Origin of the sequence: Brevibacillus sp. MCWH, from assembly GCF_013096935.1 — a bacterium.
Lineage (GTDB): Bacteria > Bacillota > Bacilli > Brevibacillales > Brevibacillaceae > Brevibacillus > Brevibacillus aydinogluensis.
Genome location: NZ_SDLF01000003.1, coordinates 33,619 through 60,268 on the forward strand (window position 1 = coordinate 33,619; position 26,650 = coordinate 60,268).

Annotated in this window: 25 protein-coding genes and 1 pseudogene; 19 read left to right on the plus strand and 7 right to left on the minus strand. The window is 50.0% G+C overall.

What is annotated here, in order from left to right; genetic code table 11:
* Positions 1–219 precede the first annotated feature (219 nt).
* The 3 genes and pseudogenes from ETC00_RS03325 to ETC00_RS03335 all read right to left on the minus strand — a co-directional run bounded on the left by ETC00_RS03325 (position 220) and on the right by ETC00_RS03335 (position 3,290).
* Positions 220–675: pseudogene (locus ETC00_RS03325) on the minus strand (TauD/TfdA dioxygenase family protein).
* 772 nt (positions 676–1,447) lie between these two features.
* A complete protein-coding gene (locus tag ETC00_RS03330) occupies positions 1,448–2,005 on the minus strand; it encodes a bifunctional transcriptional activator/DNA repair enzyme AdaA (protein ID WP_171564542.1) in 558 nt (185 codons plus the stop codon).
* 19 nt (positions 2,006–2,024) lie between these two features.
* Positions 2,025–3,290 (minus strand): APC family permease, encoded by a 1,266-nt coding sequence (locus tag ETC00_RS03335; protein ID WP_171564543.1) that lies wholly within the window; start codon positions 3,288–3,290, stop codon positions 2,025–2,027.
* A gap of 253 nt (positions 3,291–3,543) precedes the next feature.
* On the opposite strand from ETC00_RS03335, the gene ETC00_RS03340 reads away from it, so the two are divergent.
* The 8 genes from ETC00_RS03340 (at position 3,544) to ETC00_RS03375 (ending at position 10,542) form a co-directional block, all read left to right on the plus strand.
* Positions 3,544–3,909 (plus strand): DUF5412 family protein, encoded by a 366-nt coding sequence (locus tag ETC00_RS03340; RefSeq protein ID WP_171564544.1) that lies wholly within the window; start codon positions 3,544–3,546, stop codon positions 3,907–3,909.
* Positions 3,910–4,309: 400 nt separating this feature from the next.
* Positions 4,310–5,005, plus strand: coding sequence for a VanR-ABDEGLN family response regulator transcription factor (gene vanR / locus ETC00_RS03345; protein ID WP_171564545.1), 696 nt, complete (start codon positions 4,310–4,312; stop codon positions 5,003–5,005).
* On the plus strand, positions 4,983–6,134 hold the full coding sequence (gene vanS / locus ETC00_RS03350) for a vancomycin resistance histidine kinase VanS (protein WP_171564546.1): 1,152 nt from the start codon (positions 4,983–4,985) through the stop codon (positions 6,132–6,134). Before vanR ends, vanS begins: the two co-directional genes overlap by 23 nt.
* Positions 6,135–6,287: 153 nt before the next feature.
* On the plus strand, positions 6,288–7,292 hold the full coding sequence (gene vanH / locus ETC00_RS03355) for a D-lactate dehydrogenase VanH (RefSeq protein WP_371808867.1): 1,005 nt from the start codon (positions 6,288–6,290) through the stop codon (positions 7,290–7,292).
* Complete coding sequence (gene vanA / locus ETC00_RS03360; protein ID WP_171564548.1) at positions 7,285–8,316, plus strand: D-alanine--(R)-lactate ligase; 1,032 nt, start codon at positions 7,285–7,287, stop codon at positions 8,314–8,316. Before vanH ends, vanA begins: the two co-directional genes overlap by 8 nt.
* 5 nt (positions 8,317–8,321) lie before the next feature.
* Entirely contained in the window at positions 8,322–8,930 is a 609-nt protein-coding gene (vanX, locus tag ETC00_RS03365) for a D-Ala-D-Ala dipeptidase VanX (RefSeq protein ID WP_171564549.1), read from the plus strand.
* Positions 8,931–9,118: 188 nt separating this feature from the next.
* The gene (gene vanY, locus ETC00_RS03370) at positions 9,119–10,012 is read left to right on the plus strand and encodes a VanY-A/VanY-F/VanY-M family D-Ala-D-Ala carboxypeptidase (RefSeq protein ID WP_171564550.1); all 894 of its coding nucleotides are present in this window, start codon (positions 9,119–9,121) and stop codon (positions 10,010–10,012) included.
* A 104-nt stretch (positions 10,013–10,116) separates the two neighbouring features.
* A complete protein-coding gene (locus tag ETC00_RS03375; RefSeq protein ID WP_171564551.1) occupies positions 10,117–10,542 on the plus strand; it encodes a hypothetical protein in 426 nt (141 codons plus the stop codon).
* A gap of 85 nt (positions 10,543–10,627) precedes the next feature.
* Here ETC00_RS03375 and ETC00_RS03380 read toward each other — a convergent pair whose 3' ends face one another.
* Positions 10,628–12,199, minus strand: a complete 1,572-nt coding sequence (locus ETC00_RS03380; RefSeq protein WP_171564552.1) for a Vga family ABC-F type ribosomal protection protein — start codon at positions 12,197–12,199, stop codon at positions 10,628–10,630.
* A 500-nt stretch (positions 12,200–12,699) separates the two neighbouring features.
* On the opposite strand from ETC00_RS03380, the gene ETC00_RS03385 reads away from it, so the two are divergent.
* Positions 12,700–12,951: a WGxxGxxG family protein gene (locus ETC00_RS03385; RefSeq protein WP_171564553.1), complete on the plus strand. Its 252-nt coding sequence runs from the start codon at positions 12,700–12,702 to the stop codon at positions 12,949–12,951.
* Positions 12,952–13,107: 156 nt separating this feature from the next.
* Here the strand turns inward: ETC00_RS03385 and pdxR are convergent, their stop codons facing one another.
* Positions 13,108–14,487: a MocR-like pyridoxine biosynthesis transcription factor PdxR gene (gene pdxR, locus ETC00_RS03390; protein ID WP_371808868.1), complete on the minus strand. Its 1,380-nt coding sequence runs from the start codon at positions 14,485–14,487 to the stop codon at positions 13,108–13,110.
* A gap of 127 nt (positions 14,488–14,614) precedes the next feature.
* Here pdxR and ETC00_RS03395 point away from each other — a divergent pair, with 127 nt between their 5' ends.
* The 10 genes from ETC00_RS03395 to ETC00_RS03440 all read left to right on the plus strand — a co-directional run bounded on the left by ETC00_RS03395 (position 14,615) and on the right by ETC00_RS03440 (position 24,546).
* Positions 14,615–15,232 (plus strand): FMN-binding negative transcriptional regulator, encoded by a 618-nt coding sequence (locus tag ETC00_RS03395; protein WP_171564555.1) that lies wholly within the window; start codon positions 14,615–14,617, stop codon positions 15,230–15,232.
* Between the two features lie 70 nt (positions 15,233–15,302).
* Entirely contained in the window at positions 15,303–15,938 is a 636-nt protein-coding gene (locus tag ETC00_RS03400; protein WP_171564556.1) for a LysE family translocator, read from the plus strand.
* 72 nt (positions 15,939–16,010) lie between these two features.
* Positions 16,011–16,721, plus strand: coding sequence for a B3/B4 domain-containing protein (locus ETC00_RS03405; protein WP_171564557.1), 711 nt, complete (start codon positions 16,011–16,013; stop codon positions 16,719–16,721).
* Between the two features lie 241 nt (positions 16,722–16,962).
* Positions 16,963–18,342: a right-handed parallel beta-helix repeat-containing protein gene (locus tag ETC00_RS03410; RefSeq protein ID WP_171564558.1), complete on the plus strand. Its 1,380-nt coding sequence runs from the start codon at positions 16,963–16,965 to the stop codon at positions 18,340–18,342.
* Positions 18,339–18,920 (plus strand): nitrous oxide reductase accessory protein NosL, encoded by a 582-nt coding sequence (locus ETC00_RS03415; RefSeq protein ID WP_253264229.1) that lies wholly within the window; start codon positions 18,339–18,341, stop codon positions 18,918–18,920. Before ETC00_RS03410 ends, ETC00_RS03415 begins: the two co-directional genes overlap by 4 nt.
* A gap of 17 nt (positions 18,921–18,937) precedes the next feature.
* On the plus strand, positions 18,938–19,756 hold the full coding sequence (locus tag ETC00_RS03420) for an ABC transporter permease (RefSeq protein ID WP_171564559.1): 819 nt from the start codon (positions 18,938–18,940) through the stop codon (positions 19,754–19,756).
* Complete coding sequence (locus tag ETC00_RS03425; RefSeq protein ID WP_171564560.1) at positions 19,749–20,552, plus strand: ABC transporter ATP-binding protein; 804 nt, start codon at positions 19,749–19,751, stop codon at positions 20,550–20,552. Before ETC00_RS03420 ends, ETC00_RS03425 begins: the two co-directional genes overlap by 8 nt.
* A gap of 98 nt (positions 20,553–20,650) precedes the next feature.
* Positions 20,651–22,066, plus strand: a complete 1,416-nt coding sequence (locus ETC00_RS03430; protein ID WP_171564561.1) for an FMN-binding glutamate synthase family protein — start codon at positions 20,651–20,653, stop codon at positions 22,064–22,066.
* Positions 22,067–22,275: 209 nt separating this feature from the next.
* Positions 22,276–23,796: a glucose-6-phosphate dehydrogenase gene (gene zwf, locus ETC00_RS03435; RefSeq protein ID WP_171564562.1), complete on the plus strand. Its 1,521-nt coding sequence runs from the start codon at positions 22,276–22,278 to the stop codon at positions 23,794–23,796.
* A gap of 120 nt (positions 23,797–23,916) precedes the next feature.
* Positions 23,917–24,546 carry a cyclase family protein gene (locus tag ETC00_RS03440; RefSeq protein WP_171564563.1) on the plus strand — a complete coding sequence of 210 codons (630 nt, stop codon included), beginning with the start codon at positions 23,917–23,919 and terminating at the stop codon, positions 24,544–24,546.
* A gap of 175 nt (positions 24,547–24,721) precedes the next feature.
* On the opposite strand, the gene ETC00_RS03445 is transcribed toward ETC00_RS03440, so the two are convergent.
* Both ETC00_RS03445 and ETC00_RS03450 read right to left on the minus strand, forming a co-directional pair.
* Entirely contained in the window at positions 24,722–25,279 is a 558-nt protein-coding gene (locus ETC00_RS03445; protein ID WP_171564564.1) for a cupin domain-containing protein, read from the minus strand.
* 78 nt (positions 25,280–25,357) lie between these two features.
* Positions 25,358–26,245 carry an AraC family transcriptional regulator gene (locus ETC00_RS03450; RefSeq protein WP_171564565.1) on the minus strand — a complete coding sequence of 296 codons (888 nt, stop codon included), beginning with the start codon at positions 26,243–26,245 and terminating at the stop codon, positions 25,358–25,360.
* Positions 26,246–26,650: the final 405 nt, after the last annotated feature.

A 26,650-nucleotide genomic window follows, 5' to 3' on the forward strand; every position in this document is an offset into this window, starting at 1 on the left:
TGGGCACCCATTGCTGGTTCGGTTTCTCGACTGTGAAGTCACGTTCTAGGGGGAGATATCTATAATGAAGGCAACGGAGCGGCTGTTTGAATGTGCAGGCCTTCCGGCCTGGAAACGATGGAAGATCGTTTCCTTGCGGACACTCAATAAAAAACAGTTTGAATTCAGGCAGAAATGGAACCAGTTACGGTTCCATTTCTCTTCACGTTTGCTGGATACCTAATAAGGACGATCGCCGACAATGGCAACGCGTTCAGCTTTACACGGGTGAGGATAACAATCGGATACCGCGTAATGTTGCGTCGCCCGGTAATCCCAGAAGGCAATAGAATTTGGCTCTCAACGAAAGCGCACCTGGTACTCGGGGACATGCGCTTGACGGAATAGATATTGCAGCAGTTTTTCGCTTTCATCTGGATCAAGCCCGAAGATTCGGGTTGTAAAGGATGGATTCACGAAGAGCCCGGTTTCCGGGTGGGTGCGAACCACAGGATGCTCAACTGCCGTGAATTCCGCCTGTCTGGCAGCCAACTCTTCCTCTGTCATGAGATGACTGAACGCAGGCGTAAAATCGTGCAACGCAGTAAGCCCCTGGATTCGCTCCTTCACGTCCTCGGGCTGATACGTTGACACATCAGTTCCGGATAAAACGTACTTCACATCACCCACCTCCAAAAGAAAAGGCACCGCGTGGGTGCCAAGCGTGCTCCTATTCCTCAGAACTTACATTCAAGATAATAAGGAATTCACCTTTATCTACTTTCACTACTTGATGTACTTCCACTTCTGTATTTCCATCATCCTCGAAAGTTTTTATCATCTCGCGTAAATGATCAGAAAACGGGCCGGTTTTCTTATTGATTTTCAAATCGACAAACAGCTGATGACGCTCATTTTTTTCCTTAATCTAAAAATAATGGAATTTGGTGAGCAAGTAACTTATGTCCGCTGGAGTGCAGTACGTCACTCCAAAATGAGGTGTTTGGTTCCTTCGTACCAGATCAGTGCGGAACTGAATAACAAGAAAAGGCTTAACGAGAGCGTAAAAATGAAAGGAATCGCGATGATGGGGGTACGAATGAAGAAGACAACAAAAGCGAATACGGCTGGAAGGACGATATAAAGCACAAGAAACAAGTCCAAAACGTTTAAGGTTTGATGGACAACTGAAAAATACCATACAAGGAAAGCTAGCAAGAAACCTGCCAGTCCGCTTACAATCCTCCAAAAAAGGGAACCTTTTCGAAAAGCATTCATCCGAGAGCTGCACCTCCTGCTCAAAAAGCTGCAAACAAAATAAACCTGTACATACATGTAATACCATATTATCCTTGGAAGAGGAGTGTGTGGCAAGCCGAACATTTTCAGCAACGAAGAGAAATGCGCTTTGGGGATAACACGGATTTCTTTACCCGGCAGCTGGCAATGACGTCCTCTTTCGCAACGTTTAGGAATGTTGATGTTTAAACGCTAACGGAGAAAAGCCGGTGAGTTTGCGAAACACGTGATAAAAATGGGCAGTATCATTGAAGCCTACCAAAAAACAGATTTCCGTATTATTTTTCTCTCCCTGTAACAGTAAACGTTTCGCCTGTTCAATGCGAATGTGGTATAAATACTTTTTTGGACTGATTCCTGTTTTATTCTTGAACAACCGCTGCAGATGGTACGAACTCATTCCAATCCGTTTGGACAATGTTTGCAGCGTCCAAGGTTTATCGTATTCGTTCTCCAAAATGTGTTGCACTTCTTGAATGACTTCGTGATTGGGGTCATACGTGGACTGATCCAGATCCGGACGGCACCGTTTACAAGGTCTATACCCTTTTTGCAATGCCTCTGCTATATGAAAAAAGAACTCGACATTCTCTTGTTTGGGTGTCTTGGATTTGCATGAGGGGCGGCAGAAGATTCCCGTTGTTTTCACGGCATAGTAGAAGCATCCGTCATACATTGCATTACACTGAACAACGGCTTCCCACATGGTTTCACGTTGAATCTTCATTGCCTTCCTCCTTTGCGCGTTACATATCATTTCGATACTGGATTTTACGTTTTCCTGTCGCTTTCCTGTATAGAAAATACACAACACACACCACAGCGGGGACCAACAAGTGAAAACCCAGAAAAGGAACGGCAAGAACAAGCACGATCAAGGAGACCAGACTGCTCATCCATGGTGTGGTTCTTCTTTTGTACAAGGTGAGGGCGGCAAGCATCGAGATGATATAAACAGAAATACCCAGGGAATTCGGGATGTACAGCAATTGGGTAAAATGAATTTGTAAAAACGCGGTCAGGATGGCCCCCAATCCGGCAAAAATGACGACCAGCCAAACGACGCGCGTAGGCGTCCTGGTTCGGGGGTGTAAATAATGAAACCAGGCAGGCAGCGCTTGATCTCGCCCTAATGCGTAACCGAGTTGAGCCAGACTGGCAACATACGCATTGACCGTACCCGTACATATGATCAAGGCCAACATAGCGGTAATCAGCTGTGCTTCAAATCCCAAAGCGCGATGAATCATGATTCCGATAGGGGATGAATCACTTTCCACATTTCCATACGTTCCACTGCCGATTGTCATAAAACTGAGCAGAAGAAACACGATGCCGATGATCACCGCACTAAGGAGAGCACTGCGCACCAAATCTTTCTCTGGATGTTTGAAGCGGTCAGCCAGACTGCAGATTGCCTCCCAGCCGAAAAAGGACCAAAAAATCATAATCACAGCTGTTCCTACAGGATACCATCCTTTTGGCGCAAAGGGATGGAAGTGATCCCAGCGAACGTATGGCAATGTGACCGCCACTGCAATACACAACAACAGGAGCAAAAGTATACTGAGCACCAAAGACAATTTGCCGCTTATCCGAACACCGAAATGATTGGACAGACCTCCGATAAGCAACATGAAGCAGGCAATCAGGGCATTTTCCATAGCGGAGAAGTCAAAGGCGGCTCCGATGTACGCAGCGCCTGTCAACGACACAATAATCTGTCCGACCGCCGCTGCCAAAAAATAAAACCATCCCACGAGATTTCCGGCATGCTCCCCGAAAGCCATGCGCGCAAACGTCGCTGCGCCCCCGGCGTCGGGGTACGAACGGGATAACGCGGCAAATGTATAGGCGAGCGGGAAGCTGAACAGGACCATCATCATCCAAGCAACAATAGAGGCGGGCCCCGCCACAGTCGCTGTACTCGAAGACAAAAAGAGAGTCCCTGAGCCAAGAATCGCTGTAATATATAGCGCGATGGCTTCGGGTAAAGTAATAGAACGATTCACGTTGGATGAACCTCCCTTGTCGTCACATCACATTTTTTCGCTGTCAAACTTTACTGACGATTCGACTCAAAAACGCGACTGCATAAGGAAAAAGAGCAATCAAATGAAGAACCCCTTTTCATGTAAGTACCTTTTACGTATCACAATCAAATGAAAAGATCGTCTGGTGTTTTTGCGGAGTAATTTTGGGAAATGGCCAAGCCAGGGAGATTGCACGGAGAGTTGGACGATATCGGAAATGGGAGTGAGAAACATGAAATGGCGCTTGCATTGGCGCTCTATCATTATCGTTATCCTCTTATTGGCATTCGCCGTCGGTATAAAGGTCCGGTTCTATCCCAGCCTTGAAAGCGTTAATACGAAGAGGCTTCAAGTAGTGTCCGAAAGTGTGTCACCTGATGGTCATTATGTACTAAAAACGTATGTAATGGGAGGGGTTTTGCTGCGGTCTGACTATAGCTACATCGGAGAAATTGAATATGGCGATCAACGGCGGAATGTGTTTTGGATTAGCGGCAATCAATTTGAAGAGCCGAAATGGATTGATGACCGCACAATTGAAATTGACGGCAAGAGAATTGACATCCTGACAGACCAATATGACTTTCGATGGGATTGATTAATCAGGCTCGACTCAACGCAGCCCCACGGAAAACATGGAATAGAAGCTGAAAAAGAAGAATTTCCATCACTGCTATTCTATCACATTTCCATTTTCATCAGATTCATAACGAAAGGTTTTCGCCAATACTATGAACCCTAGCGCTCCGCCACTTCGGGTGTTGAATTCGCCGTTGTGCGAATTCCTTCGAAGTGTTATTTGCTTACGGTCTAAAATGCACCATAAATAGGGATTTGTGGAACAATGCAATCCAACAATCGTTCGTATATAATGAAACACTGTAATCAGACATCATCGTTGATGTCAGTGTTCAGTGGTTTCATTGGGTTCCGTCCGGTTCCGTCCGGGTGAAGAGCCCGATGGAGAAAAGCAAAACCATAAAGGAGTAGTAATAGCTATGAGCGATAAAATACTTGTTGTGGACGATGAACGGGAAATTGCCGATTTGGTTGAGCTGTACTTGAAAAATGAGAATTATACCGTGTTCAAATGCTATACTGCAAAAGAAGCGTTGGAATGCATCGAGAATACCGTGCTTGACCTCGCGATACTGGATGTTATGCTTCCTGGTTCGAGCGGCCTTTCAATTTGCCAGCAGATACGTGAAAAGCACAACTATCCCATCATCATGCTGACCGCGAAAGATTCAGAGGTGGATAAAATTACCGGGCTGACAATCGGGGCGGACGATTATATCACGAAGCCCTTTCGCCCGCTGGAGTTAATTGCACGGGTCAAGGCGCAGCTGCGCCGTTACAAGAAATACAGCGGAGTTGCGGCGCAACATGAACATGTTATTGTCCACTCTGGCCTCGTTCTTGATATAAACACACACGAATGTTTTTTGAACGAAAAACCTCTGTCCCTCACGCCTACTGAATTTTCCATTCTGCGCATCCTCTGTGAAAACAAGGGGAAAGTGGTCAGCTCTGAGGAGTTATTTCACGCGATCTGGGGCGATGAATATTACAGCAAGAGCAACAACACCATTTCCGTGCATATCCGGAATTTGCGCAAAAAAATGAACGAGAACATGGATAATCCGAAGTATATAAAAACCGTATGGGGAGTTGGCTATAAAATTGACAAATAAAAGAATCGATTATTCCCAGCTGACACGAAAACTCTACGTGTATATCCTTTTGAATGCTGTGGCAGCCGTTGGATTGGTGCTGTCTATTCGTTTCCTGATTCAGGGGGAACTTGGGGATTGGATCGTGCGGTTACTGGAAGACATCTTTTACCTGAGGCGTCTGGAAGCGATGATGATTTATCAGTATGTTTTTCGCAACAATATGGAACTCATTATTTTTACGGCGATTGCCATCAGTTTTCTGCTTCTGTGCCGCATCATGATATCAAAATTCGCAACATACTTCGACGAGATCAATTCCGGCATTGACATCCTGATTCAAAACGAGGACAAGCAAATAGAGCTTTCTCCGGAATTGGGGTTCATGGAACAGAAGCTCAACACATTAAAACAGACGCTGGAAAAGCGGGAGCAGGATGCCAAACTGGCCGAACGACGAAAGAATGAGGTTGTCATGTACCTGGCGCATGATATTAAAACTCCGCTTACATCTGTCATCGGCTATTTGAGCCTGCTAGACGAGGCGCCGGACATGCCGGAGAAGCAGAAGGAAAAGTATGTGCGGATTGCGTTGGACAAGGCGTCTCGCCTCGAACATCTGGTCGACGAGTTTTTTGAGATTACGCGGTATAACCTCCAAACGATTACGCTTACGAAAAAGCACATTGACCTGTACTATATGCTCGTGCAGATGATTGATGAATTTTATCCTCTGCTTGCCGCAAATGGAAAACAGGCGGTTCTGCACGCTCCCGAGGATTTGACTGTATACGGTGATCCCGACAAGCTGGCGAGGGTCTTTAACAACATTTTGAAAAACGCCGTTGCATACAGCGAGCACAACAGCTTGATTGAAATTACAGCGGGTCTCTCCGGGGACAAGGTGTCCATCGCGTTTAAAAACACCGGCAGCATTCCCGAAGACAAGCTTGCTACCATCTTTGAGAAGTTTTACAGGCTGGACAATGCCCGTTCCTCCGATACGGGCGGCGCGGGACTTGGATTGGCGATTGCTAAAGAAATCGTCGTTCAGCACGGCGGACAGATTTACGCGGAAAGTGATGATAACTGCACGACGTTCACGGTAGAGCTCCCGGCCATGCCAGAATTGGATAAACGGAGTTCCTGAGAAACGAATATGGATTCTTAAGAAAATCTAAAGGTAATCTCCACTTTTTCTTAGGAAAATAACAAGTTCCTATTAAAAAATGGCTCGTTCTTATGCGGTAGACTTAAACCCGTAAGAACGAGCTTTTTCGTTTGGGCACAACAGGTGTTCACAATGGAAAAAGGGTGCCTTTCGCTGAAAGGAGGGGACTTCCTATTGAAACACATGAACATCACCGTTTATGGATGCGAGCAGGATGAGGCAGATGCATTCCGTGCCGTTTCGCCGCGTTTTGGCGTGATTCCCACGATCATTCACGACCCTGTGTCAGAAGCCAACGCAAAATACGCCCATGAATGTATCAGCGTGGGGCACAAAACCGAGGTTTCTGCCTCTATCCTTCTCGCGCTGAAGCGAGCCGGCGTGAAATACATTTCGACCCGAAGCGTCGGCTGCAATCATATCGATACGGCTGCTGCCAAGAGATTGGGCATTGCTGTCGACAATGTGACGTATGCGCCGGATAGCGTAGCCGATTATACCATGATGCTGATGCTCATGGCGGTACGCAACGCGAAATCGCTGATGCGCTCTGTGGAAAAACACGATTTCAGGCTGGACGGCGTCCGCGGCAAGGTGCTGAGCGACATGACGGTCGGCGTGGTGGGGACTGGCTGTATCGGCGAAGCGGTTATGGAGCGGCTGCGGGGATTTGGCTGTCGGGTGCTGGCTTATAGTCGCAGCCAAAAAATCGAGGCGAATTATGTTCCGTTTGATACGCTGCTGCAAACGAGCGACATTGTTACGCTTCATGTGCCGCTCAATGCGGATACGCGCCATATGATCGGCCGCGAACAAATACGAAGAATGAAGCAAGGCGCGTTGATTATCAATACAGGGCGCGGTGCGCTCATTGATACCGCTGCGCTGGTTCAAGCGTTGGAAAACGGAAAACTTGGCGGCGCCGCATTGGATGTATTGGAGGGAGAAGAGGGGCTTTTCTACTGCGATTACACCCAAAAACCAATTGACCATCCATTTTTTCAGAAACTGCAGCGGATGCCAAACGTGATTATCACGCCGCATACGGCTTACTATACCGAACAGGCGCTGCGTGAAATCGTTGAAAAAACTGTCCAAAACTGTATGGATTTTGAAAGGAGTCTGGCTCATGGATAAAATCAAAGTTGCCATCCTCTTTGGCGGCTGCTCGGAGGAGCATGATGTGTCGGTAAAATCGGCTGTTGAGATCGCCGCCAACATTAATACCGATAAATACGAGCCGATTTACATCGGCATTACGAAATCGGGTGTTTGGAAACTGTGCGAAAAACCGCGCCCGGACTGGGAAAACGGCAATTGTTGTTCAGCCGTGCTCTCGCCGGATAAACACATACACGGATTGATTGTGCTAAAGGACAACGAATTTGAAATCCGCCGCGTTGATGCAGCATTTTCGGTTTTGCACGGAAAGTCGGGTGAAGATGGATCAATTCAAGGTTTGTTTGAATTATCCGGAATCCCCTATGTAGGCTGCGATATTCAAAGCTCCGCGATATGTATGGACAAATCGCTGGCATACATCCTTGCCAAAAACGCTGGCATCGCGACTCCTGAATTTTGGATCTTGAATCATGACGAGGGGCTGTCGGCAGAAGCGTTTCCCTATCCGGTTTTTGTGAAACCGGCGCGTTCAGGCTCATCCTTTGGCGTGACAAAAGTCAACAGTGCGGATGAATTGGACGCGGCCATTGAAACGGCTAGACAATATGACAGCAAAATCTTGATTGAGCAGGCTGTATCGGGCTGTGAGGTCGGCTGTGCCGTATTGGGAAACAGCGCCGAATTGATTGTTGGCGAGGTAGACCAAATCAGGCTGCGGCACGGTTTCTTTCGCATTCATCAGGAAGCCGAACCGGAAAAAGGCTCTGAAAACGCAGAGATCACCGTTCCCGCAGACCTGTCGGCAGAGGAGCGAAGACGGATACAGGAAACGGCCAAACAAATATACAAGGCGCTCGGCTGCAGCGGTCTTGCCCGTGTTGATATGTTTTTACAAGAGAACGGCAGCATTGTGCTTAACGAAGTCAATACCTTGCCCGGCTTCACTTCATACAGCCGATATCCCCGTATGATGGCTGCTGCAGGCATAACGCTTTCCGAATTGATTGACCGCCTGATCGTATTAGCGTTAGAGAGGTGATCAGCATGGAACAGGGATTTGTTTATTTGGATGAAATACTGCCCGGTGTTCGCTGGGACGCCAAATACGCCACGTGGGACAATTTTACGGGAAAACCCGTAGACGGTTATGAAGTCAATCGCATCGTGGGAACACATGCCTTGGCCCTTGCGCTGCTGGAAGCGCAGAAGCGGGCGGCGGCTCTTGGGTACGGTTTGCTGTTATGGGACGGGTACCGGCCCAAGCGTGCGGTAGAGTGCTTCATGCGCTGGTGTGAACAACCGGAAGACTACCGCACAAAAGAAAGATTCTATCCGAATATCGAGCGATCCGAGCTGGTGGCAAAGGGATATATTGCGTCACAATCAAGTCACAGCCGCGGGAGTGCAATTGATCTTACGCTGTACCACTTGGATACGGGTGAACTTGTTTCCATGGGAGGCAGCTTCGATTTGTTGGATGAGCGTTCACATCATGAGGCCAAAGGGATTACAGACATGGAATTGCAAAATCGCAGACTTTTGCGTTCCATTATGGAAAACAGCGGGTTCGAATCCTATCAATTCGAATGGTGGCACTATGTGTTACGAAACGAACCCTATCCCAATACGTATTTTGATTTCCCTGTGAAATAAGCGTAACCGCCTGTTGACAATGGGCGGAGCAAACGGGCGGTGTGAGGTGCCGCCCGTCCATTTATTTCGTCTCCCTTTTCCGCTGAGCACGGGGAGGACAGGCCGTCCTCACCAAGAACAGGCGCGTAGGCCGTCTCACATGCAAGCGCGGCACTCTCAACAAGCGCTCACTTAGGAGGAAGCAAAAGATGAAGAAGTGGGTATTTTTATTGTGTCTCGTTTTAGCCGGTTATGTTTATATAAAGGATTCTCCTTTTTTTCAGGATCGAGGAGCGATTCAACCATTTCACCAAAGGAACAATGTCCACATAGAAACGCGCGGTACAGCTGAGAGTAACCTGACAAAAACGATAACCATTGCAAAGGAACAGATTTACCAAGGAAACCTGCTCTTAATCAACAGTACCTATCCTGTTCGCCAGGAGGGAGTACGATCAGATATTGTCAATGTGGCGAAGCATGCTGAATTGCTGGCAGGCTACGGATTACATCATCAAAATATGTATCTGTCAAAAGAAGTCGCACAAAAGTTTTCCGAGATGGTCATAGATGCCGAAAAGGATGGAGTAAATCATTTCCTTATGAACAGCGGATACCGTACCGTTCATGAGCAAAATCAATTGTATGCAGAAATGGGCCCTGCTCACTCCTTGCCGGGAGGTTACAGCGAACACAATTCAGGCTTGGCACTTGATGTAGGATCAAGTGTAACGAAAATGGAGCGAGCTCCCGAAGGAAAGTGGCTGAAAGAAAATGCCTGGAAATACGGCTTTATCTTACGCTATCCAGAAGATAAAACCGATGTGACCGGCATTCAATATGAACCATGGCATATCCGCTATGTCGGTTGGCCGCACAGTGCGATCATGAACCAGGCGAATTTCGTTCTCGAAGAATATCTGGATTTTTTGAAGGAACAGCAGTCCATTACGGTTACGATCGACAACCAGGTTTATAACATCTATTACTATCCAGTCTCCCAAGCTATTACGATCCCTGTGCCTGAGCATGGCCATTATGAAATCTCAGGCAACAATATGGATGGCGTGATTGTGACAGTGTACACTGGTACGCAAGACTAGGTTTTATCGCCGCTCACTTTCTTGGAAAGGAAGCAGAGTGGCGATTTTTTATCTATCCCAAAAATTAATTTCGTAATTTGAAATAGTTGTAAAGGTTGTGTATAATGGAATCGATTCTTAGCATTGGTGGTATTTGGAAGGTGAATTTGGCACAAAACGTTTGCCGTCCTGTAATTTCAATGATTTTGTCCATCTTTATTATTCGCAGTTCCATGCTAGAAGGGTTTCTGTATTTTGTAATTGCAGATGATGTGAACCAGGGGGTAGTGCCCTGGGATGAGTTTTGGAGCCTTTCAAAACTGACGGTGATTCGCTTCCTTTTCATGGCGTTGGTTATATACATCATCTGCCGACTGGGAAGCATAAAGTTGTTTATCTTGCTTGTTAGCATTGCTCTTATTGAATTCGCAGTATTTCTTGGGGGAAGACACTTTATCTTTTTTCCGCCTTTACTATCCAATCTCTTACTGTCTGTTGTTTATGTGGTAATTATGAAAAAATGGGATTTTACAGTGCCCGAACGTAATTGATAAAAGGAGCGAGGGGAAGCAACGAAGCGGCCTTTCCACGGTGATACCACGATACCGGGAAAGGCCGGTTTACTATGTGCAAACCTTAGGTCGACTGTAATTTCCGCTTTTCTGCGAGCAGCAGCTGAAACTCCTTCTCCAATTCCTCTGACGGCTCCAGGCTCAGACGGCTGAGAACGTCAGATATTTTCGTCTCGAGCAGAAGCAGTTGTTCCTCCCTGTTTTTCAGTTCCGTATCCGGCGGTACGTAAGTGAGAAACTGCTCATAGCTGCCTTCGAATACAGTGATCCGGCTGTTGTCAAAAGCCAAAATCCGCTTCGCAATGTTCTTGATAAACCGACGGTCATGAGAGACGAACAACACTGTGCCTTCGTATTCCTGCAGCAGAGATTCCAACGCTTCGATCGTCTCGATATCGAGAAAGTTGGTCGGCTCATCCAGCACCAACGTATTGACGTCGCTGACGAATAACTTGGCCAGCGCGACCTTGACACGCTCGCCGCCGCTCAATACTGCCACGGGTTTGTAGACATCATCCCGGAAGAAGTGGAGTCGTGCCAATACCGTTCGGATCAATGTTTCATCCTGTGAGGACGTGGATCGGACGTTATCCAATACAGACTTGTTGATGTCCAGCAGATCGATGTTTTGACTGAAGTAGCCGATTTTGACGGCAGGAGAGAGCTTCACGTGTTCGTTCGGCCGGATGATTGACTTCACCAGCGTCGTCTTGCCGCAGCCGTTCGGGCCGATGATGGCGAGCTTATCGCCGCCGCGCACATTGAAGCTCACCGGCTGCCAGAGGATGCGCTTTTCAATCGTTCCTGACAGGTCGTTCACCCGCATGATGATCCGGCCTTTGAACGTATCTTCGTTCAACAGATTCATTCGGATCGGGGGAAGCTCCCGCCGTTTCTCCACTTTTTCCAGCTTCTCCAGCCGCGTCTCCAGCGCTTTGGCCGTTTTCTGCATCTTTTTTTGCTTTTTGGCAAAGTAGGGCTTGGCGCCGGTGATTTTGCTTTCCGAAGGTGAGACTTTTCGCGGTTTTTTCGTCGCTCGTTCGGCTTTTTCCTCCTTTAATCGTATCGCACGCTCCAGCCGTTTCTTCTCCTGCATGTATTGTTCATATGCTTGATCGTGCTGCCAGTCTTCTAGTTCCCGCTGCTCGGCATACTTCGAATAATTGCCTTTGTACACGTTCAACTTCCCGTCACGGATTTCCCAGATCGATGTGCAGAGTGCGTCCAGGAAGGTGCGGTCGTGCGAGACGATGACGAACGCGCCTTGCCAATTCTGCAATTTTTTCTCCAACCACTCGATGTGAGAAGTGTCCAGATTGGTGGTCGGTTCATCGGCAAACAGCAGTTCCGGTTCTTTCAAGAGCGTATTCTGGATGATTTCCTGGGTCAGTTCGCCGCCGCTTTTGGTCGTATCCGTTCGCTTCAATTGCGGAATGAATTCGCATCTGGCGCGGAGCGTCACCATGCCTTCATCCGGTGACTTCATTCCCGCCAGCACTTCCATCAACGTTGTTTTGCCGCTGCCATTGCGTCCGACAAGTCCGATGCGGTCATTCGCACCAATATAAAGGTGTGGAGCTTCAACGAGCAAGCGGTCTTTTACATAAATTTTGATGTGATGTGCCTCTAATAACATCGTGCATCATCCCCATGATTCGGTTGATTAGAGGAGGGGGATCAGATAAAAAAAGCCCCCTTTTCTGCATTCAGAATAGGAGGCATAGATGCACGCCGTTACGGTGCATATTATCCGCAAAGGGTCACGCACTGGGACAAATGCAATATGCTAATCCTATTCTGAAACGCGGTTGAAGGCATAGCAAACCCAAGACCAGTCATGGTCACAAACCGGCATTGGTCGACTAGCGGATCAACAGGGGATCCGAGCCGTGCAGCCTTCCATTGATCGTTTCGTAAGAATAGGATTAGTTGTGCATTGTCTTCATTGTCACCCTTTCCCGTTCGTTACTCTCACCTTACCCAATCGAGCGCGGTTTGTCAAACGCCAAGCCTTTTCTTGTCGGATGAAATGTATTGGAGACTTCCTCCCCCCGGCGGGGACGCTCTTATGCATAAAGATTTATCTGGTGGAAATAATGACTAATGGTAAGTAACTACATGGTCTAGGAGGTTCTTATGCAACGGAAATTGAGCGTAATGATTTTGACAGCGGTGTTACTGCTATCCATGGGCTTCAGCGCTCATGCAGAAACTGGTGCTGCCGGGAATACAGACGCAAATTATGTAAACCAAGGCAACAATATGAACAATATGTATAGAACGACTGCTGCAGACAACGATGTGGACTGGGGATGGGTAGGTCTGTTGGGGCTTGCTGGTCTTGCAGGGCTGGCCGGTCGAAACAGGAATCAAAATCCTGGCAGATAAGATGGACGCACGTTTCCTGTGTGAAACGTAGAAATGATGTACGCCTCTGGTGTGGACAGGCATTTTTGCGTACCAGCCGGCACACGCTGAACATACATCAATGGGTATAAAAAACGGCCTCTTTTCCGATTGGACGAGAGGCCTTGTTTTTTTGACTTACAACCATGCCTGCTGCAAGAGCTTCACACCAAGCTGGATGTCTTCACAAGACAGATTGCTAAACCCCAGTTTTATCATTGGTTTATCGGTGCGATTTTTTATGAAGTAAATGGAGGTAGGGTAAACTTTCACACCGTGCAGGAGCGCTTGCTGGATGAGCCATTCTTCTGAACGATTCAGGTCTGCCTTGACCAGGATGTACAGACCGGACTGCTCGCCGATAATGGATATATGCTGCCCCAAATGATGGCGTAATGCTGAAACCAACTGCTGCATTTTTCGTTTGTAGACAAGCCGCATCCGTTTAATATGGCGATTCCACTCTCCCGCTTCCATAAATGCAGCCATCGTGAGTTGGCTTAAAATGGAAGTGGTGCTCTCGAACCGTTGATAGTAGTTTTTGTAACGGTCCAACAGCGGCTGCGGCAGCACCATATAGCTTAACCGTATCCCTGGCAGAAAGGACTTTGAGAAATTCCCCAGATAAATGACTCTGGCTGAATCGATGGAAGCGAGCGCGGGGAACGGTTGTTGGGTATAGCGAAATTCACTGTCATAATCGTCCTCGATAATATAGCCTTCCTGCTTGTTTGCCCAATGAATGAGCATTTGGCGTTGTTGAATCGGCATGCTTACTCCCAATGGGCTATGATGGGAAGGGGTTACATAGATCAAGCGTGATGTCATTTGGTCCAATTGAGAAAGATCCGCACCTGTTTCATATACCGGCACGGTTTCAATCGCAAAACGATGGAACTGGAAGGCTTCCCTGGCCCCGTCGTAACCAGGGTCTTCCACGATAATGCTTTCAAACTCATCCTTCAGTATATGCCCCAGGTATACAAGCATTTGTTGGGTACTGCTTCCGATAATGATTGACTGTGGATCTGTTCGCACCCCGCGAGCCTGGAGCAGATAGGCTGCAATTTGTTCACGAAGGCACCATTCACCCAATGGATCGCCGTATCGAAAGCAGTCTTTTCGGGTGAGTATCCGATTGGAAATCCTTCTCCACGTCTGTAAAGGGAAATGCGATTGATCGACCATGTCTGCGCGGAAATCAATGCGGACAGGCGGGACTGTCTCTGCTTGCTTCTGCTGAGCAGAACGGGGCGCGTTTTGAAAGAATCGGGGTTCGATTTCATTTACAAAATACCCTTTTCGGTTTTCTACACGGATATACCCTTCCGCGACCAGTTGTTCATACGCCTGTAACGTTGTATTGCGGCTGACGCGCAAGGAATCGGCAAGCTGACGAATGGAGGGCAAGGGTTCATTCGCCTGTAAGTCACCTTGTTCGATAAACGATTTAAATTTTTCGTAGATTTGTTTGTATTTCGGAGTGTTGTCATCCAAGGGAAAAATGGTCGTTTTCAATGCCATCCCTCCTCTGACATGTAGAATTTTTTAAAATTGTACCTTTTAACATGTCAGTTTCGATTATATCATACCGTGTAAAGGATATGTGCTGTCCGTAACAATCAAAAAGGAGGAGAGGAGTGTCATGTATATCCCTGCGCAATTTTTGATCAAAGACGTAACAGTCGCCTACCAGGTCATACAGGAGAACAGTTTTGCCACATTGTTCTCCCTTCATCATGGCATGCCGTTTGCCACTCACTTGCCGCTGCTGCTAAATAAGGAGCAAACCTATCTGTACGGTCATTTTGCCCGTCCGAATCCGCAGTGGCATGATATTCAACAGCAGACGGTCTTGGCCGTTTTCCACGGGTCTCATTGTTATATCTCTTCCGCCTGGTATGAGACCAATCAGGCGGTGCCGACCTGGAATTACGTGACCGTTCATGTTTACGGGCACGTTGAACTAATCGAGGATGAACACGAACTCATGCGTTCCATGCATGACATGGTCGTGAAGTATGAAGCGCCTGACAGTCCGTACCGATTGGAGGATGTAGATGCTGAACTCCTTTCAGCCATGAACAAAGGCGTGCAGGGATTCAAAATCAAAATCGAAAAGATCGAAGGCAAAGCAAAGCTCAGTCAAAACCATTCCAGACACAGACAAGAGCTCGTCATCAAACAGTTGGAACAGATTCCATCTCCAAACGAGCAACAGATTGCCTCCCTGATGAAGGAAAATTTGAAAAACATAGGGTGATCTTGCTTTTCTTCATCACTGAAGGGCCCGCTGTGATCATGGGCAAAACTGCAACAAGGAGCTGCATGACATGGAGTTTTCAACGATTTGGCTATTTGTCATCGCTGCTGCAACGCTGTTACTAATACCTGGACCAGCTGTGTTCTATATTATGGCGAGAAGTATGAATGAAGGGAAGAAAGCAGGCCTGGTATCCGTTCTCGGTGTATCGCTTGGCGGTTCTGTTCACGTGTTGGCTGGTGCGATTGGCGTTTCTGCCATCCTGATGACATCAGCAACCGCCTTTCAACTTGTGAAATACCTGGGTGCTGCGTATCTGATCTATCTGGGGTGCAAGACGTTATGTTCGAAATCTGACAAAACGACTGCTGAAGTTACACAAGTGCCCCGCAAAAAGTTGATCCAGATTTTTTACCAATCAGCGCTCGTAGAAGTAATGAATCCCAAGACAGCCCTCTTTTTTCTCGCGTTCTTTCCGCAATTCATCTCGCCTGCTTCCGGGTCAGTCAGCGTGCAATTTTTGCAATTGGGCGCGATATTTTTGCTCCTGGCGTTTATCAGCGACAGTCTGTATGCACTTCTTGCAGCAAGTATCAGAAAACGGATGAACGTAAATACGGCACTGCAAAATCGGATAACCGGTTATGTCTATATCGTTCTGGGGGTATTCTCCGCCTTTGCGAGCCCCTCCCATTCCAAAACGTGATGACGCCGTTCGTGGCGCAGAAATAGCGATTGTACCAAGAGATGATGGCAAAAAGAAATGGAGAGATGTGGCATGACGAGATTTATCATTGAAGATGATTTTTGGTCGTTATTCCCCCAGGCAAAAATCGGCACGGTTATTTGCCAGGGCATCGATAATTCGCGTCGAGATGTGGAAATGTACGAGCAGATGCTGCTGGAGGCGGAGAAAGAAGCACACAAATTCCTGAGTCTGGAGGAATTCAGCAGCAATCCGGTGATTGCGGTATGGCGAGAAGCGTTTCAACAGTTCAAGACCAAGCGAGGGGCAAGGTGTTCCATTGAAGCATTGTTAAAAAGAGTGAAAAACGGCAAGCATATAGGCACGATAAACCCGCTCGTTGACATCTACAACTCGATTTCATTACGCTATGGGCTTCCGTGCGGCGGAGAAGACATCGACACGTTTGCAGGCGATCTGCGGCTGACGAAAGCCAATGGCACTGAACCGTTTATTCCATTGGGAAGTGATGAAAATGAACCGCCATATGAAGGGGAGATTGTGTACAAAGATGATGCCGGCGCAGTTTGCAGATGCTGGAATTGGCGTGAAGCGAAACGGACCATGCTGACCGAAGCGACGACAAATGCATTCCTCTGCATTGAATTGCTGGATGAGACCAGAACCGATGAGTTCCATAAGGCGCTTACAGAACTGTCACGGTTAGTGAGTCATCATCTTGGCGGCAGTGTGAGGATAGAGGTGTTGGACATTCAGAAAAGGGACATGACCATCAAGGCGTAAACGAAAAAATTGGTTGCAGCACCTGCAGTAGGTGCTGCTTTTTTGTTGCTGCTGGTTGGACACCACCCTGCTGCAATCTGTCAGGGGAATTAAAAATTTGTTTTTTTGTCAAGGTTTATAGCCCGGTTGAGTCATTTACGAACCCCCCTGGGAGCGCTATGTTGGTGGTGGAGTTGACAAGATTTATGGAAAAGGGGGGAGACATCTGTTTGAACGATCAAAGAACCGCACCATTGCTCGCATGCTGTTGGCCGCGGGAATCGCCGGATTTGCGGTCGGGGCCGTTTGTTTCGACCGGGTCAGTGCCGCATCGGTCTCCTTGCAGGAGATCATCGATCGGGCCCAACCGGGAGCCGTCGTCACCGTTCCGGCCGGAAAATACGAGGGGCCGATTCGCATTACCAAACCGATCGTGCTGCAGGCAGAGGGGGGCGTGGAGATTGCCAGTGACGGCAGCAGCCCTGTTTTGTCGGTCCTGACCGACCGTGCCGTCGTCCGGGGAATGACCATCGTGGACAACCGGATCAATGCCGCTGAAGCGTCGGTGGTCATGAAGGGGAACCACAACATTGTGGAGGACCTTGTGATCGAGACGATGGGAACAGGGGTGCAGCTTCGCAATGCCAGCGACAATACGCTGCGCGGCATCCGTGTGATCGGCATGGTAACCGACCCGGACAAGGATGAAAACGGTCTTCACAATCACAGCCAACACGCGCACCATCTGTTGAGACCAGTCAACAAAAATCCGGAGGTAACGCCCAAAAAAGGAAACGGCATCGACTTGAAACACGCTCATCGCAACCAGATCGTATCCAACCGGATCAGCAACGTGTTTGACGGCATCTATGTGGAAAACAGCAACGATAACCGCATCGAGCAAAATGTCGTGGAGAACTCCCGCTACGGTTTTCATTTGATGAGCGCGAATGCCACGAAACTGCTCGGCAACACGGGCAGTGCCAACATGACAGGCGCGATGCTCATGGAATCGGATGGCGCAGTCGTTCAGCATAATCGTTTTGTCAAACAAAGGGAAAATCCCAACGCCCAGGGGATTCTTCTCTACGACGTAACGGGCTCGCAATTCGAGGGGAACCGCATCGAGGGAAACCGTGTCGGAGTGTACGTGGAACGCTCCACAGGGAACCGTCTGGAAGGCAACGAAGTCACGCTGAACTTCGTCGGGATGCAGCTCAAACAAGCCTCAGGGAATGCCATGACGTCCAACCATTTTGTCGCCAATGTCATCCAGGCGCAGGCACAGGACAGCACAGCCAACACGTTGGAGGGGAACTACTGGGACGACATGCAGGGCATTGATCTGGATGCAGACGGCCGCAGCAATATTCCCTATCAGCTCAACCCGTTTTTCCTGGCGTTGACTGACGCAGTGCCGCCTTATCAGATCTTTTTTCAAGCGCCCGGCTTTGTGTTTTTGGAGGGGCTGTTTACTGCCGGGACCGACGCATCGATTCGGGACGGAGCCCCGTTGCTGGCTCCGGCAAAGACGCAAACGGACCAACAGCGGGCGGAACAGCAGACGGTTACAGGCGTACTCAGTGTGCTGCTGTTAAGCGGAAGTTGTTTAATGATGTATAGAGGAGTGAGACGAACATGAAATCGCGAAAGTGGACAATTGGTGCAGTGGTGATGACCTTCTCCATGCTGATGGGAGGATGCGGCAAGGAGGCAGCAAAACCGGTGGACATTGTCGAAGGCGTGGACAAATGCGACGTCTGCCATATGAATGTGCCCAATGACCACAACGCAACGGAAATCGTTTTGCAAAACGGGAAAGTGTTAAAATTTGACGATATCGGATGCATGCACCGCTGGACAAAGGAGCATGAAAACGAATCGGTGGAAGCCAAGTTCGTGCGCGACTACCTCTCCCAGGAATGGGTAAACACCGATCAGGCGACGTATGTTTACGACAAATCGTTCGAGACCCCAATGGGCTATGGCATCTATTCCTTCAAGGACAAGGAAGCGGCGGAAGCGTTCGTCAAGGAAAAGCAAACCGGCCTGGTTATGAGCGTACAGGAACTGGACAAGCACACCTGGGAGAGAAGCATGAAAAAACATGGGAAACATAAGGGCGATTCAGAATCGGATCAGCATGGCTCGAAGGACGACCAGCACGGCATGCAGGATAACCAGCACGGTACGCAAGAAGCACAGCAAACACAAAACTAATAGAGGAAGTGGCACACGTGCACATCATGACGATTGCCAAACGGGAAATACAGATCGGGTTTCGCAATCCGTGGGCGTATTCGTTCACGGCCCTGTTTTCCCTGTTCACGCTGGCCCTGTTGATCATTCAATCCCAGTCCTACATGGAGGGATACACGTATACGACCGGCACTATTCTCAACCTGATCTTGTACCTGCTCCCCTTGATGACCATGCTGCTCGCCTCCTTTTCGGTGACGGCAGAAAAGGAGGAGGGGAGCTGGGAGCTTCTGTCCACCTACGCCGTTACCGCCACGTCGTTTTTGTGGGGGAAGTACGCGGGATTGGCAGCGGTGCTCGTCTCCATCGTGTGTTTTAGTTACGGGTTTGCCGGGCTGTCCGGCACGCTTCTGGGAAAAGGGTTCACCCTTTCCGCCCTGCTGTTTTTCCTGTTGTTTTCCATCTGCATTGTGCTGCTGTTTCTGGGGATCGCCATGGTGGTCGGCTCTCTCAGCCGGAATCGGTGGCAGGCGCTCACGCTCGGGGTCAGCATCTGGTTTTTCTTGGTTCTGGCCTGGCCCACGCTCCTGATCTCGCTCTTGAGCTTTTTGCCGTATACGTGGATCAAACCGGCACTCCAGGTGGCCAGCTGCCTGAATCCCGCTGAGTTGGTGCGCATGTTTTCCGTCGTCAGCCTGGGCGGAGGCGCCATCTTCGGTCCGGAGTACTACAAGTGGGTAACCTGGATGGAATCCCCTTTTGGCATAGCGGGGTTTGCCGCGCTTTGCCTGATGTGGATCGGCGTAACAATGCTGACCGCGATAGCGGTGTGGGAAAGAAGGCGATACCGTGACTAAGACCGGACTGCACATGATGCAGGTGGAAAAGGCGATCGGCGGAAAAACCATTGTGCATCCGTTTGATTTGCACGTCGAACCGGGACAGGTTGTTGCCGTTTGCGGGGGCAACGGGGCGGGGAAAAGCACCATTCTCCGCATGATTGTGGGAATTACCCAACCCAGTGCGGGAACGATTGAGCTGAACGGAATAAACTTGAAGCAAGATCGTGTCAATTATTTGCAGCAAATAGGCTATATGCCGGACCACTTCAATTTTCCAGCCGGACTGACGGCGAGCGAGTGCATGCGGTTTTACGCTTCGCTTCGCGGCAGGACAGCGTCAGAAGCAGATGAGGCGCTCAAGGCGGTAGGTCTTCACGAGGCCCGCAACAAAAAAGTGTCCGTGTTTTCCAAAGGCATGCAGCAGCGTTTGCTGTTTGCCCAGGCCATGTTGGGCAAACCGGCACTGCTTGTGCTGGATGAGCCGACAAACGGTTTGGACCCGTACTGGATGGGCGCCTTCGTGGATCTGGTAAATACTCTTAAAAGGGAAGGCATCTCTGTGATTTTCTCCACGCACCAGCTGCAAGCAGCGAACGAAGTGGCGGATCGGGCGCTTTTTGTCATAAACGGAACAATCGTCCGCTCCGCCGCGATGGAGGAATACCGGGCGGAATACGGCGAATTGGCCTTGCACCGTGCGTTTTCCGAACTATTTCCCCGTGAACGGCAGCCAATAAAGCATTCGGAGAAAACCTCCTCAGTGACCGTCACGATTCGCGGGCGTGAGAGCAGGAACGGTAGGGATGCTTGAGAACGCGGTCGGGACGCGGCTTAGGCCCAAGCCGATCAGTGCATAGACAGCGCGCATGAGCGGGATAATGATGGAAGAAACAGTGCAAGGAGGTTGTCATGACCATCAACTGGGGGGAATTTCTCGTCGGCTCGTTTATTGGCGCATGCCTGGCCATTCTCTGTGCGGCTCTGATTGCCATCGCGACTGCCCGGCCCATGATCAAATGGGTGATCGGGCGCTTTACGAAACGGCTGATGGAAGACCGTTACCCGGAAAACATCTGGGAGATGGTCTCGGCGCTGACCAGGACAAGCCCCCGGATTGTCGTGGAAAACAGTATGCGTGCAGCCAGAGGAGACGTCATCAAACGACCGTTTGGCACCCCGCGCCGGTATCTGTTCTATGACAACCTGGTTTTTTCTCCCGCTCAGCTTGCCACGCTGCCCGCATCGGAAAACGCTCCCGTCGACATGATGATTACGATCGGCCCGCAAGCCAAACGGCCGCTCATCCTGAACATCCCCCTGCTGGCCGGAGCGATGGGCTACGGGATCGGGGTGTCCGAAAAGGTGAAAATCGCCATCGCCAAAGGAACGGCTGCGGTCGGAACCGCGACGAACTCAGGTTTAGGCCCTTTGCTGCCCGAAGAGAGGGCCTGCGCCGCCCACTACATCCTGCAGTACCATTCCGGATACTGGGCCAAAGAGACAGAGATTCTCCAGCAAGCGGACGCGATCGAGATTCGTCTCGGCCAAGGGGCGGTTGCAGGGGCCGGGACCGAGATTTCGCCCGAGGATCTGAAGGGAAGGGCCCGTGAACTTATGCATGCTCCGGAAGATGAGGTACTCGTCGTCCCTTCCCGCTTTCCGGAATTGGTCGAACCGAAGGACTTGAAGCCCCTGGTCGAGAAACTGCGCACCATCACCCAAGGCATCCCCATCGGAGTGAAGATGTGTGCCACCGGACAGCTGGAAGCGGATCTGGAAGCCGCTATACAGGCCGGGGTGGATTTTATCAGTCTGGACGGAGGCAATGCCGGCACAAAAGCGGGAGAGCCTATTCTGGAAGACGATTTTGGCCTGCCGACGATTTTTGCCTTGTCCCGTGCCGTGGAATATCTGAAAAAACGGGGCGTAAAAGACCGGATCACCCTCCTTACCGGCGGAGGATATGCCACGCCCGGCCGATGTTTGAAAGCGCTCGCCCTTGGAGCGGACGGCGTCTATATGGGAACGGCCCTGCTGTGGGGGATGGCCCATGATCAGGTGACAAAAGCGATTCCGTGGGAGCCGCCCACGCAGCTCGCCTTCTACACGGGAAGCCTGAAAGACGAGTTTGAAGTGGAAAAGGCGGCGCGGTCTTTGGAGAACTTGCTTCAAGCCTTTGCAGAAGAGATGAAAATTGCCATTCGCGCATTGGGGAAAACGTCTGTGAGGGACGTGAATGCGGACGATCTGGTTGCTCTTGACAGATGGACGAGCGCCGTCACGAAAGTGCGGCTGGTCACGCAACCCGATGAGCTCGTCCGGTGAAGTGGACAACAATTGCAGCACCAGTGAAAAGGTGCTGTTTTTTTATGTTCAGTCGATCGCCAGAAAATGACAATAAATATTTTTGCTTGAGTAGATACTTGTTTATTTAGGCTGAAAGAATCATAATGTATCATTGTTCGATGTATTGAGTTCGTCACGGTTATCCGTCAACAACAGGTCAGTCATATGCAGTTACGGAGGGTGTAAGGATGGATGGGATGACGTTTATCCTGTTTGGAGCAACAGGGGATTTGGCAAAAAGAAAAATATATCCTGCCATATACAATCTGTTTCTTGATGACAAGCTGCCGCGCGCGTTTGCTGTCTTTGGTACCGGAAGACGGGAGATGTCCGATGAGGACTTTCGTGCTCATGTGGAACAGTCGGTGAAAACATTCTCCCGTCGCTGGGATGACGATCGTGACCGTGCGGGGCAGTTTTTGCGCATGTTTCACTACTGCGCCATGGACGTGACGCAACCGCAGGATTACGGGAAGCTGGCGCAGCGCATCCGGCAGCGTGAGCAGGACGGGAAGATTCCGGAAAACCGAATCTACTCGTTGTCGGTGGCACCGGAGCTGTTTGGCGTGATTGCCTCCCATATTTCAAACAGTGAGTTGGGTTCGGCAACAGGCTGGAAACGCCTGATCATCGAGAAGCCGTTTGGGCACGATCTCCGGTCAGCCCAGGAACTCAACCGTTCCTTGCGGCAGTTCTTCGACGAAGAGGAGATTTTCCGCATTGATCATTACCTTGGCAAGCCCATGGTGCAGAACCTCGAGGTATTGGAATTTGCCAACCCCATTTTGCGGACGTTGTGGAACAATCAACACATCGCCAATGTCCAGATTACCGCCAGCGAAACAGTCGGGGTGGAAGAACGGGCAGGGTATTACGACAAGGCGGGCGCGATTCGGGACATGTTTCAAAACCACCTGCTCCAACTGCTCATGATGACGGCGATGCAAATGCCCCGGCAGTTTTCCGCCCGGGAAATCCGCAATGAAAAGATCAAGGTGGTAAAAGCGCTGCGTCCGCTGCGTCGGGAAGACGTGGCCAAGCATGTGGTTCGCGGGCAGTACGGAAGCGGATGGATCAACGGGAAGCCGGCAGCGGCGTACCGGGACGAGCCGGGGGTGGACAGGGAGTCGAACACCGATACGTTCGTCGCCGCCCGGCTGTGGATTGACAACGAGATGTGGAGCGGGGTCCCCTTTTATATCCGGACCGGGAAGCGCATGCAGGAGAAGTCGACCCGAATCGTGATCGAATTCAAGAATCCGTTGAGGGAGTCGTATCCCGTCCATGTGAATCCAGCTCCCAATCTGTTGGCCATCCATGTAAATCCGCACGAGGGTGTTTCGTTTCAATTAAACAGCAAGCATCCGGGGAAAGACAGCAGGGTGGAGCCGATCACCATGGAGTTTGCGGCAAATGCCAACGATGTGCCCGAAGCCTATGAGCTGTTGCTCTATGACGCGCTGCGAGGCGACTCTACGTTCTTTGCCCATTGGGAAGAGGTTGAATGGTGCTGGAAGTGGGTGCAGCCCATTCTCGACGCCTTCTCCGATCAGCAAGTTCCGCTTCATTTGTACGAAGCCGGCACGCAGGGTCCCGAAGCCGCTTTTCGCCTGCTGGAGGAAGACGGTTTTTCATGGTGGGAACTCAACCGCCATGCGGAAGAAGGAACGCTGGTGGTTCGCAGGGAAATGCTGTCCGCATCGATGTAGATGCCTTTCCATTGACGTGATGGCGAGATCGGGCACAAACCGGCAGATGCTGTGGAACAGCAGTATTTGCAGTGGAATAGCAGCCATTTTCAAAACATATGTCCAGGCAGGTGACTCCACATGAAAATCTACGATGTAACCGGATCAATTTTTGAAGGCATGGCCGTGTACAAAAACAAACCGGAAAAGCAGCCAAAGCTGAAAACGGTCACGAATGGATATGTAACCGAATCCCGCATCGACATGGATGTGCACACGGGCACGCATATTGACGCGCCGCTGCACATGATGACCGACGGGGACACGTTTGAAAGCATACCGCTCGACAGTCTGGTCGGCATGTGCACTGTGCTGGATCTGACAGGGGTCCACGACCGGATCACAAAGGAGGACTTGGAGCGATTTGCGATTCGCAAGGGCGATTTTGTTCTCTTGAAAACCAGAAACTCCGATGTTGATGAATTCCGTTTTGATTTTGTCTTCCTGGCGCAGGATGGAGCCGAATATCTGGCTCAGCTGGGCGTTCGCGGAATAGGCATTGATGCGCTTGGCATCGAGCGGGATCAGCCGGGCCATCCGACGCATCACATCCTGTTTCAACACGGCGTGATCGTCATGGAAGGCCTTCGCTTGAAAGAAGTGGAAGCAGGCGAGTATTTCATGGTGGCGGCTCCGCTGAAAATCGTGGGGACCGACGCTGCACCTGCACGCGTCCTGCTGTTTACCGGGCTGGCCCCCACGGCATCATAGCCTGTGTCTGCATTTCCCGCTTCCCTTCCCAGAAGAAAGAGCGGGCGCTCGTAACAAAACGCTATGGAAACGAACAGATAGCACCGTGTTGTGAAGCTGCACGGTGCGATCTGCTTTTTTCATGTGCTGCGGCTCCGGCATGCTCCACTGTCATGATGGAATCCATCCGTCTGATTCAGCGGTCATGTCCGCTTTCTTCGGCAGCCATGGCAATTTGTTTGGTTTCATGGACGGTCCCAAACGGATGTTCAGGCGGCGCATAGATCACGTACACTTTCAGCGGTTTGTGACCGGTATTCACGACGTTGTGCCATGTGCCGGCAGGGATCATGATGGCATCGTCCTCATAGGCCATCTGCTGAAAATCCAGGCGATCTCTGCTTGGCCCCATTTGGACAAGTCCCTGTCCTTCTTCAATCCGTATGAATTGATCCGTAGTCGGATGGACTTCCAAACCAATGTCATCGCCCACATTAATGCTCATCACCGTCACCTGGAGGTGCTTTCCTGTCCATATGGCCGTCCGGTACGTCTGGTTTTGTTTGGCCGCCTGTTCAATATTCACGACAAACGGACTGTTGCCATGATCGGTCAGGTTGATCCGTCTGTCATGAGGATAGCGGCTGGGATTCCAATGGGCATAATAGGGATTCCACTGGTAGCTCCACGGATTGGGAGTCCAGTCGTACACGGGAGTATGCCAATATGGGTATCCCCACGGTTGTTGGTACATGCGTATTCGCCTCCCATACATTCATCATGCACCATAGCCTATGCCGTTTGCTGTGCATGGGTGTATAGGAAGCAATCGTTATCCATTCGCGTGCGGTTTTTTCACAACCGGAATCCAAATCTCGCTGCGAAACGTGGGGGAATGGATATCTGCATGCTCGTTCCACAGAATTTCCGGACCTTCTGTTTGTTCATAGTGCGCGGTGGGAAACCATTCGGAATAGATGCGTCCCCAGATATTCTGCAGCGTGTCGGGAAAAGGACCGACTGCTTCAAATACAGCCCAGGTGGAGGCGGGCACTTCCAGCTGCGTGAGACCTTCCGGGCACTCGTTCGTCGTGGCCACGCCAATGTAGTGATCGAGCTCTCCTTTTTCCTCCATTCGCCCTTCCGAAAAGTTGGTGGATGCTTGAATCAGCCCCATTGGCTCGACATTGGAAAGACTTTTGAGTGTTTGGATCGTATGCATGTCCAGACTTTTCCACATGTCGGCGATGGCCGGATTCACTCCTTTGAACACGATGGGCACTCGTTTCATGATCCCCACAATGCGAAATGCCTCTTTTTCTACGATGCGGTAGTTCATTTCGTTTCCCCCTTGAATGGTTAATTGGAAGCTCATTCGAGGATAGGCTTTCAGGGAATGGCCGTTTGTTCTGGCTTCCGACGGTGTGATCCCATGCAGGCTCTGAAATGCGCGGGCAAACGAATCAGGGGAGTTGTACCCGTATTTCATCGCGATGTCGATGACCTTCGCGCTGCTGTTTTGCAGCTCAAACGCAGCAAGTGTCAGGCGCCTGCGGCGAATGTATTCCGACAGGGTAATCCCTGCGAGGAAAGAAAACATCCGTTTGAAGTGATATTCGGAGCATAAAGCCAGCCGTGCCGCTTCCTTGCAATCAATGTCGTTCGTCAGATTGTCTTCGATATACTTGATTGCCTTGTTCCAGTTCGTCAGCACATCCATTGAATTCGCCTCCTTATCCACAGCATAGCAGGTGAGGAATCGACTCACCCGACATTTCGTGCCCAATCCTGCAGGGGATTCGAGTGTGTCGCTGCTTTGTGTACCGGCTCATGAGAGAAAGGCCCGTTTTATGCTGTCATTCTGTATGGTGAACGGACGGAAATCCGCCTGTTTTGACTCTCAAGTAGACGAGAATCGAGACAGGCCGATGATGCCATACATAGTATAACCTGGGTAGGGACAAACACAGGATGCCCTGCTCATGGCGAGATGGAAGGGAGGGAATAACATGAGCGGGAAGCACGGTTTCTTTGGCGGAGGGTTCTTTGGATTGATTCTGATCCTGCTCCTCTTCTTCATTCTCTTTGAGGAAGACCGCTGGTAACAGGAGCGGACAGAGCTGTC